Genomic DNA, 16,337 nt, shown 5'->3' on the forward strand with positions numbered 1-16,337 from the left:
GTGATGGATGCCGACAATGGCGCGATTCTGTACACCTATGAAATCGGTGGCGGTAACGACGACGTGGTGTATGACGCTGAGCTGAAGCGGGTGTTCCTGACCAACGGTGTGAACTCGGTCATGAATGTGTTTGAGCAAGTGGACGCGAACACCTACAAGCCGTCCGAAGCGCTGGGCACCATGGCCGGCGTGCGCACCATGGCCATGGACCACAAGACCAAGAAGATCTACGCCATCACCGCCGAGGGCAGCGCCGACTACAGCAAGAAGATCACCACCAGCGTGTCGCCGTACTACGCCAATACCTTCTTTGACAACAAGTTCTACGTGCTGACCTATAGCAAGTAAAGACTAAGCCACCGCTGGTATGGGCAGCTACGTTGGCATTAAATGGTCGATTTCCTGCTGCATGGCCTGTACCAGCTGGCTGTAGCGCTTGAGCTTTTCCGAGGTTTCCCGCAGCCGCTCGGCCACGCGCATGGAAATCGCCAGCAGCAGCTTGGCGGCGGTGTGCGGGTCGTCCTGGCTGAGCTTTTCCAGGGCGGCACGCGACAGGATGGCGCAGACCACGTTGGTGCTGGCGGTGCACGAGGCCAGCCGGGCCTGGCCGTCGATCAGGCCCATTTCACCAATCAGGCTGCCCGGGCCCAGCACGGTCACGGTAACCGGGTTGCGCCGGCTGACGATGACGTTTTCTACCGTCACCTCGCCCTCCAGCAGTAGCACCATGTAGCCGGTTTCGCTTTTGTCGCCCTCCACGATGAAGGTGGTGTTTATCGGGATGCGGCGCGGCGTCATATAGCTCACCACGGTCAGCGCCTCTTCGGGCCGCAGCTGCATCAACGCCGTGGGAGCGATGAGCAGCTCGGCTGCCCGGTTGGCGGATTCGGACCCTTCTACGGCCCGCATGCGCTGCTTGGGCAGAAGGTCTTCGGGTTGTTGACCTTGAACGGTTTTCTTGCTGCCAAAGAAGTTTTCAAACATGCTGGGGAAGGGGGGTAGAGGTAACACATGGTCCGTGCCAGAAGTTTAGAGCTTTCTTGGGGTAGGGGGTAGGCCGGCAGGTGCGCGCATAGCCTTTAAAATCGGTGCTTCCAAGGAGCGTTGCAGCGGGGCTGGTTCCCGTCAGGCTTGGAAAGCTCTGTGTACGAGACCGCAACGACGCTCACCTGAACCATGCCCCCTCCACAGGTGAGTTGAATGTCCGAACCCGTCGCAAATCTCGTCCCCCCCATGTTGTTGTCCGGCCTGGAGCCTGTGCTCATCGGCCCCGGCACGCTGTTCGTCAACATCGGCGAGCGCACCAACGTCACCGGCTCCAAGGCCTTCGCCCGCATGATCCTGAACGGCGAGTTCGACCAGGCCTTGTCGGTGGCGCGCCAGCAGGTGGAAAACGGCGCCCAGGTGATCGACATCAACATGGACGAAGCCATGCTGGACAGCAAGGCGGCCATGGTGCGCTTCCTGAACCTGATCGCCAGCGAGCCCGACATCGCGCGCGTGCCGATCATGATCGACAGCAGCAAATGGGAGGTGATCGAGGCCGGCCTGCGCTGCATCCAGGGCAAGGGCATCGTCAACTCGATCAGCATGAAGGAGGGCGTGGAGCAGTTCAAGCACCATGCCAAGCTGCTGCGCCGCTATGGTGCGGCCGCGGTGGTCATGGCCTTTGACGAAAAAGGCCAGGCCGATACCTACGAGCGCAAGATCGAGATCTGCGAACGCGCCTACCGCATCCTGGTGGACGAGGTGGGCTATCCGCCCGAAGACATCATCTTCGACCCCAACATCTTCGCCGTGGCCACCGGCATCGAGGAACACAACAACTACGCGGTGGACTTCATTGAAGCCACGCGCTGGATCAAGCAGAACCTGCCGGGCGCCAAGGTGTCGGGCGGTGTGTCGAATGTGAGCTTCTCGTTCCGCGGCAACGACCCGGTGCGCGAGGCCATCCACACCGTGTTCCTGTACCACGCGATCCAGGCCGGCATGGACATGGGCATCGTCAACGCCGGCATGGTCGGCGTGTATGACGATCTGGAGCCGGTGCTGCGCGAACGCGTCGAAGACGTGGTGCTGAACCGCCGCCCCGACGCCGGCGAGCGCCTGGTCGAGATCGCCGAAACCGCCAAGAGCGGCGCCAAGGACGAGAGCAAGCGCCTCGACTGGCGCGGCACACCGGACCATCCGGTGACAGTGGAGCAGCGCCTGAGCCATGCCATGGTGCATGGCATCACCGACTTCATCGTGCCCGATACCGAAGAGGCCTACCAGGCGATTCTGGCCAAGGGCGGCCGTCCGCTGCACGTGATCGAAGGCCCGCTGATGGCCGGCATGAACATCGTGGGCGACCTGTTCGGCCAGGGCAAGATGTTCCTGCCGCAGGTGGTGAAGTCAGCCCGGGTGATGAAGTCCGCCGTCGCCCACCTGATCCCCTACATCGAAGAAGAAAAGCGCCTCGACGAAGCCGCCGGCCGCGATGTGCGCACCAAGGGCAAGATCATCATCGCCACCGTCAAGGGCGATGTGCACGACATCGGCAAGAACATCGTCACCGTGGTGCTGCAGTGCAATAACTTCGAGGTGGTGAACATGGGCGTGATGGTGCCCTGCCACGAGATCCTGGCGCGCGCCAAGGTCGAAGGCGCCGACATCGTGGGCCTGAGCGGCCTGATCACCCCTAGCCTGGAAGAAATGCAGTACGTGGCCGGCGAGATGCAAAAGGACGACCACTTCCGCATCAAGAAGATCCCGCTGATGATAGGCGGCGCCACCACCAGCCGTGTGCACACCGCCGTGAAGATCGCCCACCACTACGACGGCCCCGTCGTTTACGTGCCCGATGCATCGCGTAGCGTGGGTGTGGCGCAGAGTCTGCTTGGGGATGGTGCTGCAGATTTCATAGCGGAACTGAACGCAGACTACGACAAGGTGCGCCAGCAGCACGCCAACAAGAAGCAGACCCCGCTGTGGCCGCTGGCCAAATGCCGGGCCAACAAGACGCCGATCAACTGGACCGGCTATGCACCCAAAACGCCCAAGTTCATCGGCCGCCGCGTCTTCAAGAATTTCGACCTGGGCGAGCTGGCCAAGTACATCGACTGGGGCCCGTTCTTCCAGACCTGGGACCTGGCCGGCCCGTACCCGGCGATCCTGACCGACGAGGTGGTCGGCATAGAAGCCACCCGTGTCTACAAGGACGCGCAGGCCATGCTGAAACGCGTGGTCGAGGGCCGCTGGCTTACCGCCAACGGCGTGATTGCCCTGTACCCGGCGAACACGGTGAATGATGACGACATCGTTTTCTACACCGACGAGTCGCGCAGCGAGGTCGCCATGACCTGGTACGGCCTGCGCCAGCAGACCGAAAAGCAGGCGGTCGATGGCGTGATGCGCCCCAGCCGCTGCCTGGCCGATTTCGTGGCACCCAAAGCCAGCGGCGTGGCCGATTACGCCGGCATGTTCGCCGTGACCGCCGGCCTGGGCGCCGAGAAGAAAGAAGCCCAGTTCATGGCCGAGCTGGACGACTACTCCAGCATCATGTTCAAGGCCATCGCTGACCGCCTGGCCGAGGCCTTTGCCGAATGCCTGCACCAGCGCGTGCGCACCGACCTCTGGGGCACGGCGCCGCAGGAGGCGCTGAGCGTCGAGGACATGATCGGCGAGAAGTACACCGGCATCCGCCCCGCGCCCGGCTACCCGGCCTGCCCGGACCATAGCGCCAAGCAGGACATGTTTGCGCTGCTGCAATGCCATGAGATCGGCATGGAGCTGACCGAAAGCCTGGCCATGCTGCCGGCCGCCAGCGTCAGCGGCTTTTACCTGGGCCACCCGGACAGCGTGTATTTCAACGTCGGCAAGATTGGCGAAGACCAGCTGAAAGACCTGGCCCAGCGCCGGGGTGTGGCCGAGGCCGATCTGCAACGCCTGTTGGCACCCAATTTGTAAAAACCAGGGGCTCGTCCGCATGCGGGCGCCTGGTTTTAGGTGGAAGATGGGGTACTAGAACGTAAACACGTTCTTAGCCGCTCAACTTACTACAAACTTGTACTTTGCTACAGTTTGTAAGAAACTGAGTTAACCACCCACTTAGCGCCACGCCTTCTGCCGGACTGCCCATGGATGACGATGATCTGCTTGAGTTCATAGACACCCCGTCGGCCGCCGAGACCTCTGCGGGTGCGGCCATGCCAGAGGCCTGGCGCATTGTGGTGGTGGACGACGACCCCGATGTGCACGAAAGCACCTCCTACGGCTTGCGTGGCCTGGAGGTCGAGGGTCGTGGCCTGCAACTGCTGCACGCCTATTCGGCCGCCGAGGCCTTGCAGATGCTGCGCGACGAAACCGGCGTGGCCGTGGTGCTGCTGGACGTGGTGATGGAAACCGAAGACGCGGGTCTGGCTACGGTAGGCGCCATTCGCGAAGGGCTGGGTCTGGCGAATCTGCGCATCATCCTGCGCACCGGGCAGCCCGGCCAGGCGCCCGAGATCGAGACCATCCGCCGCTACGACATCAACGACTACAAGACCAAGAGCGAGCTGACCCGCACCAAGCTCTATACCGCGCTGACCACGGCCATCCGCTCTTACGACCAGCTGTGCCGCCTGGACGCCAGCCGGCGGGGGCTGGAGCAGATCGTGGCGGCCAGTAACCAGTTCATTGCCGATGCCGGGGTGCAGACTTTCGCCCAGGGCGTGATCACCCAGATTGCCGGTTTGATCGGCATCGAGGCCGAAGGCCTGGTATGTGCCTGTACCGGCATCAGTGAGGGCACTGCGCAGTACGTGGTGATTGCGGCGGCCGGGCATTTGGCCTATCTGATGCGCCGCCGTATCAGCGAGATCGATGATCCGCACATCGTCGCCAGCCTGACGCAATGCCTGGCGGAGCGCCGCAACCTGGTCACCGAGCGCAGCATCACCTTGTTTTTCGAAGGGCGGGAGTCGGGTGACTTTGCGGCGTTTGTGTATTCGGGCCAGCCTTTGCGCGCTGTGGACATGCATTTGATGCAGGTGTTTTGCACCAATATCGCCCTGTGCGCGGCGAATGTGGAGCTGGTGGCCCGCCTGCGCGACCATGCCTATGTGGACCGCATGCTGGGTTTGCCCAACCGCACCGCTCTGATCGAACATATGGACCGGGCGATCGCTGATGGCGCGGCGCAAGGCAGCGCCCTGGGTCTGATGGACGTGGACCAGTTTGCCGAGACCAACGATATGTTTGGCCATGTGTACGGCGATCTGTTGCTGGTCGCGATCACCCGCCGGCTGCGCGCTCTGCATGGGGGCGACGCGTTTTTGGCGCGCGTGGGTGGCGACACCTTTGCCTTGTTTGGCGCAGAAATCCGGGTCCAGCCCGAGGTGCTGCGCGCAGTGTTCGAGCAGCCGTTCGAGATCGAGGACATCCAGCGCCCGGTGTCCATCTGCATCGGTCTGGTGCGTTGTGATGCGGCCGGTGGTAGCGGCCTGGAGCTGCTGAAGAACGCGTCAATTGCGCTCAAGCGTGCCAAGGAGTTGGGCCAGGGCCGTAGTGCGTACTACTCCGCCGAGATCGGCATTGCCACACGCGAGCGCACCCGCTTGCTGCATGGCCTGCAGCGGGCTTTTGACCACGAACGCTTGTTTGTTGTCTACCAACCGCAAATGTCCTTGCGCACCGGGCTGCCCATAGGTTTTGAGGCGCTGCTGCGCTGGCGTACCGAAGACGGCCAGTTTGTGCCGCCCGATCGCTTCATTCCGGTGGCCGAGCAGTCCGGTCTGATCGTGGCCATCGGCGCCTGGGTCCTGCGCACGGCGCTGCACGCCCACGGCCAGCTGCGTACCGCGGGCATACAGGGCATACGCATGGCGGTGAATGTGTCGTCAGTACAGTTCGCGCAGCCCCAGTTTCTGGCCACGGTGGACGAGGCGCTGGCCGACACCGGCATGCCACCCGACTGCCTGGAGCTGGAGATCACCGAGTCGGTGGCCGTGATGGGTATGGAGCGTGTCGCCAGCGTGCTGCGTGCCATCAAGGAGCGCGGCATTGCGGTGGCGATCGACGACTTCGGCACCGGCTTTTCCTCGCTGTCCTACCTGGACCAGTTGCCCGCAGACCGGCTGAAGATTGACCGCGCCTTTGTCAGTTCGCTGGACTCGGGCCGGTTGGGTGCGCGCATTGCCGAGATGATCGTGCCGCTGGGCCACCAGCTGGGCATGCAGGTGCTGGCCGAAGGGGTGGAGACCGAGGTCCAGGCCAACATCTTGCGCAGCCTGGGCTGCGACGAGGCCCAGGGCTACTTGTATGCCAAGGCCATGGTCATCGAAGAGCTGCTGCCCTGGCTGGCGCAGCGCCTGGGTAAAAAGCCGTGAAATTCTGGCCCTGGCTGTTGCTGGCAGGGCTGTTGGCAGGCTGCGGCCCCGGCCAGCCGGTGCGCATAGGCTTCATAGCCGGCTTGTCCAATCGCAGCCCGGATGTCGAAGAGGATGGTCGCAATGGCCTGATGCTGGCCATCGAGCAACGTAACCAGGCTGGCGGCCTGGGCGGCCACCCGATTGAGCTGGTAGTGCGTGACAGCGGCCAGACGCCGCTGCAGGCCCAGACAGCCATGCAGGCGTTGGTGCAGGCCAAGGTGGTGGCTGCGGTGGGTTCGTTTACCAGCGCTACCGCTGCGCTGGTGGTGCCGCTGGCCGATGCGGCCCAGCTGGTGCTGGTCAGCCCCACGGTGACGTCCATGGATTTTGTGGGCAAGGACGATTATTTTTTTCGCATGAACCGCAATGCGCACGAAAACGCCAGCGCTTACGCGGCCAAGCTGGTGCAAAGAGGCCAGCGCCGCGTGGCCGTGCTGTATGACGTACGCAACAAAAGCCTGTCCAGCTCCTGGGTTCAGGAGTTCCGGATTGCCTATGCCGCAGCGGGCGGCCAGGTGGTGGTCGAGGTGCCTTTTGGCGCGGAGGGGCAGGGCGTGGGCGACAGCGTGCGCCAGATGCTGGCCGGCCGGCCGGATGGCTTGCTGTTCATTGCCGGAACGCTGGACGTGGCGCAACTGGCCCAGCAGGCCGAAAAGCTGGCCCCTGGCTTGCCCAAGACAGCCTCGGAATGGGCTTCTGGCGATTATCTGGTTGAACTGGGCGGGCGTGCGGTAGAGGGCATGATGACGGCCCAGGTGTTTGACCGCGCTGACACTTCCGAGCGCTACCGCCGCTTCCGGGATGCATACCAGGCGCGGTTTGCGCGGCCACCCAGCTTTAGTTCCGTAGCTGCGTTTGACACGGGTACGGTGCTGCTGCAAGCGCTCGAGCGGCGGTCCTGGTATGAGTCGCTCAAGGATGCCTTGCTGAAATACGGCCCCTATGAAGGGCTGCAGCAGAGCATCCAGTTCGACCGCTTTGGCGATGCCACGCGCAAGATGATGTTCACCCAGATCCAGGCGGGTCAATTCGTGCCTTTGCCATGATGGTTTTGCGGCTGCGCAGCTATCTGGGTGGTCTGCTGGTGGCCACCATGCTGGTGACACTGGTGATTGTGGGCAGTGCCATTCTGTGGATGCGTATTCCGCAGATCGAGCAGGCCAACAAGGAAGAGGTGGCCCGGGACATCGGCGAGATGGCCGCCCTGATGGAGATTCTGCTGGGCTCGGTGGAGTCGCGTGTGCAGGTGCTCAGCCAGGCGCTACGGCTGACGCCTGCGTCGCAGGCGAATGCGCTGCTGGATGAAGCCGTGGGCAACGCGCATGTGATGGGGGCCATTTACCTGGTGTCGGGGTCCGGTCGCGTGCTGGCGGCCGGTGTACCCGAGACCCTGCGCGCCCAGCGCGAGGAATGGCTGGGCAGCGATTTGTCGGCGAACCCACTGTTTCGCGCAGCCCAAACCCGCCAGCAGTTGGTTTGGGGGGATAAATACCTGTCCGTGCTGTCTGGCGTGGTGACAGTGGGGTTGGCATATCCAGTGGATGCCCAGCGTGTGCTGGTGGCAGAGGTGCCGCTATCGTATTTGCTGCGCACCTTCCAGCTGGTGGCGGGCCAGCGCGACTCCCTCATCTGGCTTGTGGATCGGCGCGGCGAGGTGTTGGCGGATACCGAGGGGGGGGCGCTCGTGGGCCGTGTGAATGTGCTGAACCTGCCGCTGATATCGACCTTTCAGCAGGGCCAGGCCTTGCCCGATCTGTTCCGCTTCATGGACAGGAATTTTCATCCGGCCGTATCCCGCTCCATGGACCTGGACTGGTATTTCGTGGGTGGCATGCCCTCCGGCCTGGAGAACCACGAGATCCGTGGCTTGGTGGTGATTGTTTTTACGGTGTTTTTGGGGGCGCTGGTCGTGGGCTTCCTGTTGGCTCCGTTCTGGGCGTCCCGCCTGATACGTCCGCTGCGGCGGATTGTGGTGCGCGCTGGTCAGATATCGGCCGGCGAGCAGGTCAGCCCCTGGCAGCAGGGGACGATCGCCGAGTTCAACAGCCTCTCGGGTGACCTGGAAAAGATGGCGGCCACGCTGCAGGAGCGCCAGCAGAAATCACAGGCCATCTTCAACACCTCGCCGGTGGCGATGTCGGTGACCAGCACGGAATCTCCGTTCGCTTTGCTGGACGTGAATCTGGCCTGGTGCCGGGTGTTCCGGCGCCGCCGTGAAGACGCATTGGGTCGCACCGCGACGGAGCTGAATATGTGGCGCTCCCAAGACGACCGCGCGGCCATGTTTGCCGCGCTCCAGGCTGGGCATGCCACCGCCGAGGCCTGGATGCTGCGCGGTGATGGCGAGCCAGTGCTGATCCAGCTATCACGCGATACGGTGCAGATCGGGGCTCTGCACATGATGGTCTGGGCCGGGGTGGACATCACCGAGATGTACCGTATCGATAACGCCCTGCGTGAGCTCAACGCCGAGCTGGAGGAGCGCGTGGCGCGCCGTACCGAGGCCCTGGCCAGTGCCAACGACGATCTCTCCACCGCTATTGCCGAGCTGCGCCAGACCCAGACCGACCTGGTGCGGGTCGAAAAAATGGCCGCATTGGGCGGGCTGGTGGCCGGTGTGGCGCACGAGCTGAACACGCCGCTGGGCAACGGTCTGATGGCGGTGACCGCGTTGGGCGACGAGGTGCGCAAGTTCAGGCAGTCCATGCAGGATGGGCTGCGGCGCACCGCCCTGGAGGAGCTGTTGTCCAGTGTCGAGCAGGCCACCGATATCTCCACCCGCAACCTGTACCGCGCTGCAGAGCTGGTGGCCAGCTTCAAGCAGGTGGCCGTGGACCAGACCAGCGCCCAGCGCCGGCGCTTCGCTCTGGCCGAGGTGGTGGCCGAAATCGTCAGCAGCCTGCGCCCTTCGTTTGCCCGAACGCCTTACAAGGTGGTGGTGGAGATACCACCCGGGCTGTGGATGGACAGCTACCCTGGGGCCCTAGGCCAGGTGGTGACCAATCTGGTGAACAACGCGGTGCTGCATGGCTTTGAAGGCCGCAACCAGGGCACGGTGCATATCACCGGCGAAGCCCGGGACGAGGGCTGGCTGCTGCTGCGGGTGGCCGACGACGGGTGCGGCATCCCTGCCGATTTGCTGGACCGTATCTTTGATCCTTTCGTCACCACCAAGATGGGCCGCGGCGGTACCGGCCTGGGCTTGCATATTTCCTATAACGCGGTGGTCAGCCTGCTGGGCGGCAGCATCAGCGTACGCAGCACGGAAGGCGAGGGGGCCGTTTTTGAACTGCTCATGCCCAGCAGCGCGCCCCGGGCGAGCTGAGTGTGAAGTTTGAGTGTTAAATGGGCTGCCAGCGCAGATATTACCTGCGCTGGCAGCTATCAAAAACATAGTAATTTAGCTGGATGCCCGCAAGGCCCGGCGGTACTGCACGGCTTCGGCAATATGGCTGGTATCGGTCGTGCCAGCGCCTGCCAGGTCGGCAATGGTGCGGGCCACTTTCAGGGTGCGGTGGATGCTGCGGGCCGACCAGCCCAGCCGGGCGGCTGTGGTGTTCAGGAACTTGGCGGCCGCGTTGTCCAGCGCCACGTGCTGGTCCATTTCCTGTCCTTGTAATGCCTGGTTGGACTTGCCTTGCCGATCCATGGCCTGTTGTCGGGCAGCGCTGCTGCGCTGGCGGATGGCGGCCGTGGATTCGCCCGGCGGTGCGTTGAGCAGGTCCTGGGCCGGCAGCGCCGGGACTTCAATATGCAGATCGATACGGTCCATCAAAGGGCCACTGAGCTTGCCCTGGTAACGTAACACCTGGTCTGGTGAACAGCGGCAGGCCTGCTGGCGTGATCCTAAAAAACCACAAGGACAAGGATTCATAGCTGCAATTAGTTGGAAGCGAGCCGGGAATTCGGCCCGCCGCGCCGCACGGGATATGGTGATGTGGCCAGTCTCCAGCGGCTCGCGTAGGGCCTCCAGCGCGGCTCTCGGGAACTCGGGCAGCTCGTCCAGGAAGAGAACTCCATGGTGGGCCAGCGAGATTTCGCCGGGTCGCGGCGGTGATCCGCCACCCACCAGGGCCACGGCACTGGCGGTATGGTGGGGGCTGCAAGTGGGGCGGGTCGCCCAGCGCTCCAGGGAGAACCGCCCGCCCAGGCTGGCCACGGCAGCACTTTGCAGCGCCTCTTCCACCGTCATGGGTGGCAGCAATCCGGCAAAGCGTTGTGCCAGCATGGATTTGCCCGAGCCGGGCGGTCCTATCAGCAGCAGACTGTGGCCGCCTGCTGCGGCAATCTCCAGCGCCCGTTTGGCCCCAGCCTGGCCTTTGACGTCGGCCAGGTCAGCATAGCCGGCCGTGGTGGGTCGGGTGGTCAGCTCCAGATGGCGCCAGCCTTCGGCCGGGGCGTCGCCTTCGCCTTGCGGTAAAAACTGCTGCACCACATCCAATAGGTGCTGGGCGCAGTACACCTGCGCGCCGGGCACCAGGGCGGCCTCTTCGGCGCTGCCCGGCGGCAATACTAACCGGGTGTGCACTTCTTGTGCGTGCAGCGCCAGGCTGGTGGCCAGCGCACCGCGCACCGGGCGCAATGCACCAGACAGCGACAGCTCGCCGGCAAATTCGTGGCCGGCCAGGCGTTCTGCCGCGATCTGGCCGCTGGCGGCCAGGATGCCCAACGCAATTGGCAGATCGAAGCGGCCGGAGTCCTTGGGCAGGTCGGCCGGCGCCAGGTTCACTGTGATGCGTTTGTTATGGGGAAATTCCAGGCCGGAATTCTGGATGGCCGAACGCACGCGTTCGCGCGCCTCCTTGACCTCCACATCGGCCAACCCGACCAAGGTAAAGCTGGGCAGGCCGTTGGTTAGATGCACCTCAACGGTGACGGCGGGGGCTTCCAGGCCCAGTAAGGCACGACTCTGCACCAAACACAAGCTCATCGTCGTTTTACTCCCTGTATCGGTGCAGAAACGACGTCCGAAGTACACGTTTCTTTGCAATGCACCATTTATGTGCGATAAATACCAATCCAAAGCTGTGCATCGCCACGCATGGATAAGGGGTAGGTTAACAAATTGACACCAATTTGGCACGCTACATGCTTAGAGCTTCCCGATTCCCCTCATTATTTTGGAGAAGACAATGAAACTGCCAGCGCCCGAGGCTGCCCGCCTTGACGCCCACCCTCTCTACAGCCCATCGAAGGACCAGCCATGAAACTTGTCACTGCCATTATCAAACCGTTCAAGCTCGACGAGGTGCGTGAAGCCTTGTCCGGCATTGGTGTGCAGGGTATCACCGTGACGGAAGTCAAGGGTTTTGGCCGCCAGAAGGGCCATACCGAGCTGTACCGTGGCGCTGAGTACGTTGTTGATTTCTTGCCCAAGGTCAAGATTGAGGCAGCCATCTCCGACGACTTGGTGGACCGCGTGATCGAAGCCGTAGAGGGCGCAGCCCGCACCGGCAAGATCGGCGACGGCAAGATTTTTGTCTACAACCTGGAGCAGGTTGTTCGTATCCGTACCGGCGAGACCGGCAAAGAAGCGCTGTAAGCGCGGCGTGCGTCATTAACGAAAGCCAAACAACCATGAAAAAACTTCTCGCATCTTTTGCCCTGGGTATGGGGCTGCTATGGGGCGCATCTTTCGCCCAAGCCCAGGCTCCGGCTGCCGAGCCTGCAGCCAGCGCGGCGGCTCCTGCCGCATCGGAAGAGGCCAAGCCAGCCGACGCAGCAGCCCCTGCACCGGCTGCTGCGGCCGCCGCAGCGCCTGCTGCCTCGGCACCGGCTGACGCCGCTTCTGCTGCACCCGCTCCGGTTCCCAACAAGGGCGACACCGCCTGGATGATGGTTTCCACGCTGCTGGTCATCATGATGACTGTGCCCGGCCTGGCCCTGTTCTACGGCGGCCTGGTGCGCAGCAAGAACATGCTGTCCGTGCTGATGCAGGTCATGGTCACCTTCTCGCTGATCCTGGTGCTGTGGTTCATCTACGGCTACAGCCTGGCGTTCACCGAAGGTAATGCCTATGTCGGTGGCTTCGACCGCCTGTTCATGAAGGGCATCTGGGATAACGTTGCGGGCACGTTTGCCACTGGCGGCACCTTCAGCAAGGGTGTGCCCATGTACGAAATCGTGTTTGCCGTCTTCCAGGCCACCTTCGCCGGTATCACCTGCTGCCTGATCGTGGGTGCTTTCGCAGAACGTATCAAGTTCTCGGCTGTGCTGCTGTTCACGGCGATCTGGTTCACCTTCAGCTATGCGCCTATCGCCCACATGGTGTGGTTCTGGATGGGTCCTGACGCCTACGCTTCCAAGGAAGTTGTTGACGCGATGAACGCCAAGGCCGGTTTGATCTGGCAATGGGGCGCGCTGGACTTCGCCGGCGGCACCGTGGTGCACATCAACGCCGCTGTGGCCGGCCTGGTCGGTGCCTACATGATTGGCAAGCGCATTGGCTACGGCAAGGAATCCATGGCACCTCACAGCCTGACGCTGACCATGGTTGGTGCCTCGCTGCTGTGGGTGGGCTGGTTCGGTTTCAACGCCGGCTCCGCTCTGGAAGCCAACGGCTTCGCTGCTCTGGCATTCATCAACACTCTGGGTGCTACCGCTGCTGCTGTGCTGGCATGGTGCGTCGGCGAATCGCTGATGAAGGGCAAGGCTTCCATGCTGGGTGCTGCATCTGGCGCCGTGGCGGGTCTGGTGGCAATTACGCCTGCTTGCGGCAATGTCGGTATCGGCGGCGGTTTGGTGATCGGCTTCGTGGCAGGCTTCGCTTGCTTGTGGGGTGTGACCGGCTTGAAGAAGATTCTGGGCGCTGACGACTCGTTGGACGTGTTCGGTGTGCACGGCGTGGGCGGTATCCTGGGTGCGCTGCTGACCGGCGTGTTCAACAGCCCCAGCCTGGGTGGCCCGTCCACTGTGGCTGACTGGGTTTCCGCTGGCATGACGCCCGCTGATGCCTACTCTGTGGCTGCCCAAGTGTGGATCCAGGCCAAGGCCGTGATGCTGACCATCGTCTGGTCCGGTGTGGTGTCTTTGGTTGCCTACAAGATTGTGGATCTGACCATTGGTCTGCGCGTCTCCGAAGAAGAAGAGCGCGAAGGTCTGGACATCAGCTCCCACGGCGAAACGGCCTACCACCGCTGAAATTGACACACCCCCAGGCTACGCACTTCGTGTCTTCGCCAACCCCCTTGCAGGGGGCGATATCAGTGGCCCGGCAAAGCCGGTTCCACGGTATCCCTGGCAAAGAGAGGTAGCGTCTGTATCGGTGAACCAGCCCGCCCGCAGCAATGCCGGCGGGCTATTTTTTTGCCCGTTCACAATACGGGCACTGCAAACTTTTACATCCCACCATGACCTGGCACACCGTCACCACCGAACCCAACCTCCTGGGTGAGTCTCCCTTCTGGCATCCGCAGGAAAAACGCCTGTACTGGGTCGATGTGCCCGGCAAGCTGCTGCAGCGCCTGGACGTGGTCAGCGGCGTGGTTGAGCGCTGGGCCATGCCCTCCGAGCCTGGCTGTATTGCCCCGGCGGCCAGCGGTGGCCTGGTGGTGGCGCTGCGCGAGGGTATTTACCGCGCCAAGGACTGGGGCGGCGATTTGCAGTTGCTGGCTGCCGCACCGTATGACCCGGCCACCACCCGCTTCAATGACGGCAAGTGCGACCCGCTGGGCCGCTTCTGGGCCAGCACCATCTACGAGCCGCGCGATGCGCGCAAGGCCGAGCTGTACTGCCTGGAGGCCGGCCGGCTGAGCAGCAAGGCCGGCAACGCCATCACCGGCAACGGCCTGGCCTGGTCGCCAGATGCCAAGACCCTGTACTGGTCGGACACGCCGCACCACATTGTCCACGCCTGGGACTGGGACGCGGCCCCGAATGTGCTGTCGAACTACCGCGAGTTCCTGCAGATGGCGCCCAAGCCCGCGGGCTGGCAAGCCGGCATGCCCGGCTACGGAGGCCGCCCTGACGGTGCGGCGGTGGACGTGCAGGGCAACTATTACTCGGCCCAGTTCGAAGGCCAGCGCCTGTGCAAGTTTTCACCAGACGGCGAGCTGCTGACCGCCTACCCGCTGCCCGTACGCTGCCCCACCATGCCCTGCTTTGGCGGTGACGACCTGCAAACCCTGTACCTCACCAGCGGCCGCCATGGTCGCTCCGATGCCGAGCTGGCAGCGCTGCCCGCGTCCGGCCATGTGCTGTCCATGCGCGTGGATGTGCCGGGCCTGCCGGTGAATTTCTTCAAAGACTAGGCTTGCTATTTTTTAAATAGCTGCTGGTGCAGCTAGTATCTGCGCTGGAGCAGTATTTCTTATAAATCCCTATGCGTCGCTTACGCCATCTATCCAGCCACCACCGCACCCCGGCCACCAACCGGCTGTTGGGTGGCCTGCTGGCGTTCAACGCGGGGGCCATCAACGCCGGGGGCTTTCTGGTGGTGGGCATGTACACCTCGCACATGAGCGGTTTTGCGTCCATGGTGGCCGACAACCTGGTGCTGGGTAATTTGACCTTGGTGCTGGGGGCTTTGGGTACGGTGCTGGCCTTCACCTGCGGCGCAGCCACTACGGCGGTGCTGGTCAACTGGGCGCGCCAGCACCATTTGCGCAGCGCCTACGCCTTGCCCTTGCTGTGCGAGGCACTGCTGATGCTGGTGTTTGGCCTGATTGGCGCCACGCTGAACCGCCAGACCCCGTTTGCCGTCCCGCTGACCGTGCTGGTCCTGGCCTACACCATGGGCCTGCAGAACGCGCTGATCAGCAAGATCTCCCTGTCGCAGATCCGCACCACCCACATGACCGGCGTGGTGACCGACCTGGGCATCGAGCTGGGCAAGATGCTCTACATGAACCGGCAGGGCAGCCCGCTCGAATCCCGCGTGCGGGCCAACCACGTCAAGCTGCGCCTGTACGGCACCTTGCTGGGTGCTTTTGTGACCGGCGGGCTGGTGGGCGCCACCGGCTTCAAGTACGTGGGTTTCATCTGGGTGGTGCCGCTGGCGCTGCTGTTGCTGGCCTTGTCGCTGCCGCCGCTGGTGGCGGACCTGGTACGCCCGCGCCCGGTTCGTTAAGTCACGTCCTGCGGCCGGGGGTGGCCGGGCATCAGCGCATAGGGCGCGACCCAGCCGGGCTGACCCTGGATGCGCTGCAGCCAGGCGGCGATGGCCGGGTAGTCGGCCCAGTCCACGCCGAACTCGTCCGGCCAGAACAGGTAGCCGCACAGTGACAGGTCGGCCGTGGTCAGCCGCTCGCCCACTACGTATTGCTTGCCGTCCAGGTACTGGTTCAGCACCTTCAGCGCTGACACCATGCGGCCGCGCAAAAAGGCCGTGACCGGTGTTTCACCCGTCTTGGCAAACTGCAGCTGAAAGCGTAGCGTGGCGATGTTGCTGGTCAGTTTGTGGTTGTCGAACAGGGTCCAGCGCAGTATGTCGCGGCGCTCGTTCTCGTTGGCCGGCGCCAGCTGCGGGAACTGTGCGGCCAGATAGTCCAGGATCACGCCCGACTGGCTCAGACGCAGGCCGTTGTGCTCCAGTACCGGCACCTCGCCCATCACATTGATCTCGCGGTAGGCCGGTGTACGGGTTTCGCCGTTGAAGAAATCGACAAAGCGTGGCGTCCATTCGGCGCCGCACAGCTGCAGCGCCAGCGCCACCTTGTAGGCATTGCCCGATTGGGCGAAACAATAAAGTTGGTAAGCGGCCATGGGGTCTTTCGAGTGGGAGGGGCTGAAAGCGCCATCGTAGCCGCAACCCCGAGTGCTCTATTTTTAATAGCTGCTAGCGCACATGGAATATGCGCTGGAAGGACTTTTTTCGCCATGCTGATGCGATCAACTCCGTGCAATCCCGTATTAGGGCAAGTCCTAGTCCATATTTTCTGGAAATGAAAGATAGTTCGTGCGGCAGTCGAACTAAGTAGTTTCGCGGAATTCCCGCCGCTGCCAGGG

Annotated in this window: 12 protein-coding genes and 1 riboswitch; of the genes, 9 read left to right on the forward strand and 3 right to left on the reverse strand. The window is 63.1% G+C overall.

Features of this window, described 5'->3' with window-relative positions; all coding sequences use genetic code 11:
* Positions 1-348, forward strand: a 348-nt coding sequence (locus tag AC07O2_RS19785) for a YncE family protein (RefSeq protein ID WP_495077458.1), incomplete at its 5' end; no start/stop codon positions are given.
* 27 nt (positions 349-375) lie between these two features.
* Here AC07O2_RS19785 and AC07O2_RS19790 read toward each other — a convergent pair.
* Entirely contained in the window at positions 376-984 is a 609-nt protein-coding gene (locus AC07O2_RS19790; RefSeq protein ID WP_495077459.1) for a Crp/Fnr family transcriptional regulator, read from the reverse strand.
* Between the two features lie 106 nt (positions 985-1,090).
* Positions 1,091-1,174, forward strand: a riboswitch (S-adenosyl-L-homocysteine riboswitch).
* Positions 1,175-1,200: 26 nt separating this feature from the next.
* Between AC07O2_RS19790 and metH the strand changes: the two genes are divergently transcribed.
* The 4 genes from metH to AC07O2_RS19810 all read left to right on the forward strand — a co-directional run bounded on the left by metH (position 1,201) and on the right by AC07O2_RS19810 (position 9,717).
* Positions 1,201-3,948 (forward strand): methionine synthase, encoded by a 2,748-nt coding sequence (metH, locus tag AC07O2_RS19795; RefSeq protein WP_495077460.1) that lies wholly within the window; start codon positions 1,201-1,203, stop codon positions 3,946-3,948.
* Between the two features lie 170 nt (positions 3,949-4,118).
* A complete protein-coding gene (locus tag AC07O2_RS19800; protein WP_495077461.1) occupies positions 4,119-6,350 on the forward strand; it encodes a putative bifunctional diguanylate cyclase/phosphodiesterase in 2,232 nt (743 codons plus the stop codon).
* Positions 6,347-7,438, forward strand: a complete 1,092-nt coding sequence (locus tag AC07O2_RS19805) for an ABC transporter substrate-binding protein (protein ID WP_495077462.1) — start codon at positions 6,347-6,349, stop codon at positions 7,436-7,438. The genes AC07O2_RS19800 and AC07O2_RS19805 overlap by 4 nt, the downstream gene beginning before the upstream one ends.
* Positions 7,435-9,717: an ATP-binding protein gene (locus AC07O2_RS19810; protein WP_495077463.1), complete on the forward strand. Its 2,283-nt coding sequence runs from the start codon at positions 7,435-7,437 to the stop codon at positions 9,715-9,717. Before AC07O2_RS19805 ends, AC07O2_RS19810 begins: the two co-directional genes overlap by 4 nt.
* A gap of 75 nt (positions 9,718-9,792) precedes the next feature.
* Here AC07O2_RS19810 and AC07O2_RS19815 read toward each other — a convergent pair whose 3' ends face one another.
* Positions 9,793-11,322 carry a YifB family Mg chelatase-like AAA ATPase gene (locus tag AC07O2_RS19815; protein ID WP_495077464.1) on the reverse strand — a complete coding sequence of 510 codons (1,530 nt, stop codon included), beginning with the start codon at positions 11,320-11,322 and terminating at the stop codon, positions 9,793-9,795.
* A gap of 273 nt (positions 11,323-11,595) precedes the next feature.
* On the opposite strand from AC07O2_RS19815, the gene glnK reads away from it, so the two are divergent.
* The 4 genes from glnK to AC07O2_RS19835 all read left to right on the forward strand — a co-directional run bounded on the left by glnK (position 11,596) and on the right by AC07O2_RS19835 (position 15,459).
* Positions 11,596-11,934 carry a P-II family nitrogen regulator gene (glnK, locus tag AC07O2_RS19820; protein WP_495077465.1) on the forward strand — a complete coding sequence of 113 codons (339 nt, stop codon included), beginning with the start codon at positions 11,596-11,598 and terminating at the stop codon, positions 11,932-11,934.
* A 35-nt stretch (positions 11,935-11,969) separates the two neighbouring features.
* Positions 11,970-13,532, forward strand: a complete 1,563-nt coding sequence (locus AC07O2_RS19825) for an ammonium transporter (RefSeq protein WP_495077466.1) — start codon at positions 11,970-11,972, stop codon at positions 13,530-13,532.
* 209 nt (positions 13,533-13,741) lie between these two features.
* The gene (locus AC07O2_RS19830) at positions 13,742-14,641 is read left to right on the forward strand and encodes an SMP-30/gluconolactonase/LRE family protein (RefSeq protein WP_495234099.1); all 900 of its coding nucleotides are present in this window, start codon (positions 13,742-13,744) and stop codon (positions 14,639-14,641) included.
* Between the two features lie 71 nt (positions 14,642-14,712).
* Positions 14,713-15,459 (forward strand): YoaK family protein, encoded by a 747-nt coding sequence (locus tag AC07O2_RS19835; RefSeq protein ID WP_495105497.1) that lies wholly within the window; start codon positions 14,713-14,715, stop codon positions 15,457-15,459.
* Here AC07O2_RS19835 and AC07O2_RS19840 read toward each other — a convergent pair.
* Complete coding sequence (locus tag AC07O2_RS19840; RefSeq protein ID WP_495234100.1) at positions 15,456-16,094, reverse strand: glutathione S-transferase family protein; 639 nt, start codon at positions 16,092-16,094, stop codon at positions 15,456-15,458. The two genes, AC07O2_RS19835 and AC07O2_RS19840, sit on opposite strands and share 4 nt — an antisense overlap.
* Positions 16,095-16,337 lie beyond the last annotated feature (243 nt).

Source organism: Rhodoferax sp. GW821-FHT10B06, from assembly GCF_059415605.1.

Bases quoted from the DNA above. Each gene is read 5' to 3' on its own strand.
- glnK (WP_495077465.1), top strand. From the start codon at position 11,596: ATGAAACTTGTCACTGCCATTATCAAACCGTTCAAGCTCGACGAGGTG.
- AC07O2_RS19830 (WP_495234099.1), top strand. From the start codon at position 13,742: ATGACCTGGCACACCGTCACCACCGAACCCAACCTCCTGGGTGAGTCT.
- AC07O2_RS19815 (WP_495077464.1), bottom strand. From the start codon at position 11,322: ATGAGCTTGTGTTTGGTGCAGAGTCGTGCCTTACTGGGCCTGGAAGCC.
- AC07O2_RS19840 (WP_495234100.1), bottom strand. From the start codon at position 16,094: ATGGCCGCTTACCAACTTTATTGTTTCGCCCAATCGGGCAATGCCTAC.
- AC07O2_RS19835 (WP_495105497.1), top strand. From the start codon at position 14,713: ATGCGTCGCTTACGCCATCTATCCAGCCACCACCGCACCCCGGCCACC.
- metH (WP_495077460.1), top strand. From the start codon at position 1,201: ATGTCCGAACCCGTCGCAAATCTCGTCCCCCCCATGTTGTTGTCCGGC.
- AC07O2_RS19825 (WP_495077466.1), top strand. From the start codon at position 11,970: ATGAAAAAACTTCTCGCATCTTTTGCCCTGGGTATGGGGCTGCTATGG.
- AC07O2_RS19790 (WP_495077459.1), bottom strand. From the start codon at position 984: ATGTTTGAAAACTTCTTTGGCAGCAAGAAAACCGTTCAAGGTCAACAA.
- AC07O2_RS19800 (WP_495077461.1), top strand. From the start codon at position 4,119: ATGGATGACGATGATCTGCTTGAGTTCATAGACACCCCGTCGGCCGCC.
- AC07O2_RS19810 (WP_495077463.1), top strand. From the start codon at position 7,435: ATGATGGTTTTGCGGCTGCGCAGCTATCTGGGTGGTCTGCTGGTGGCC.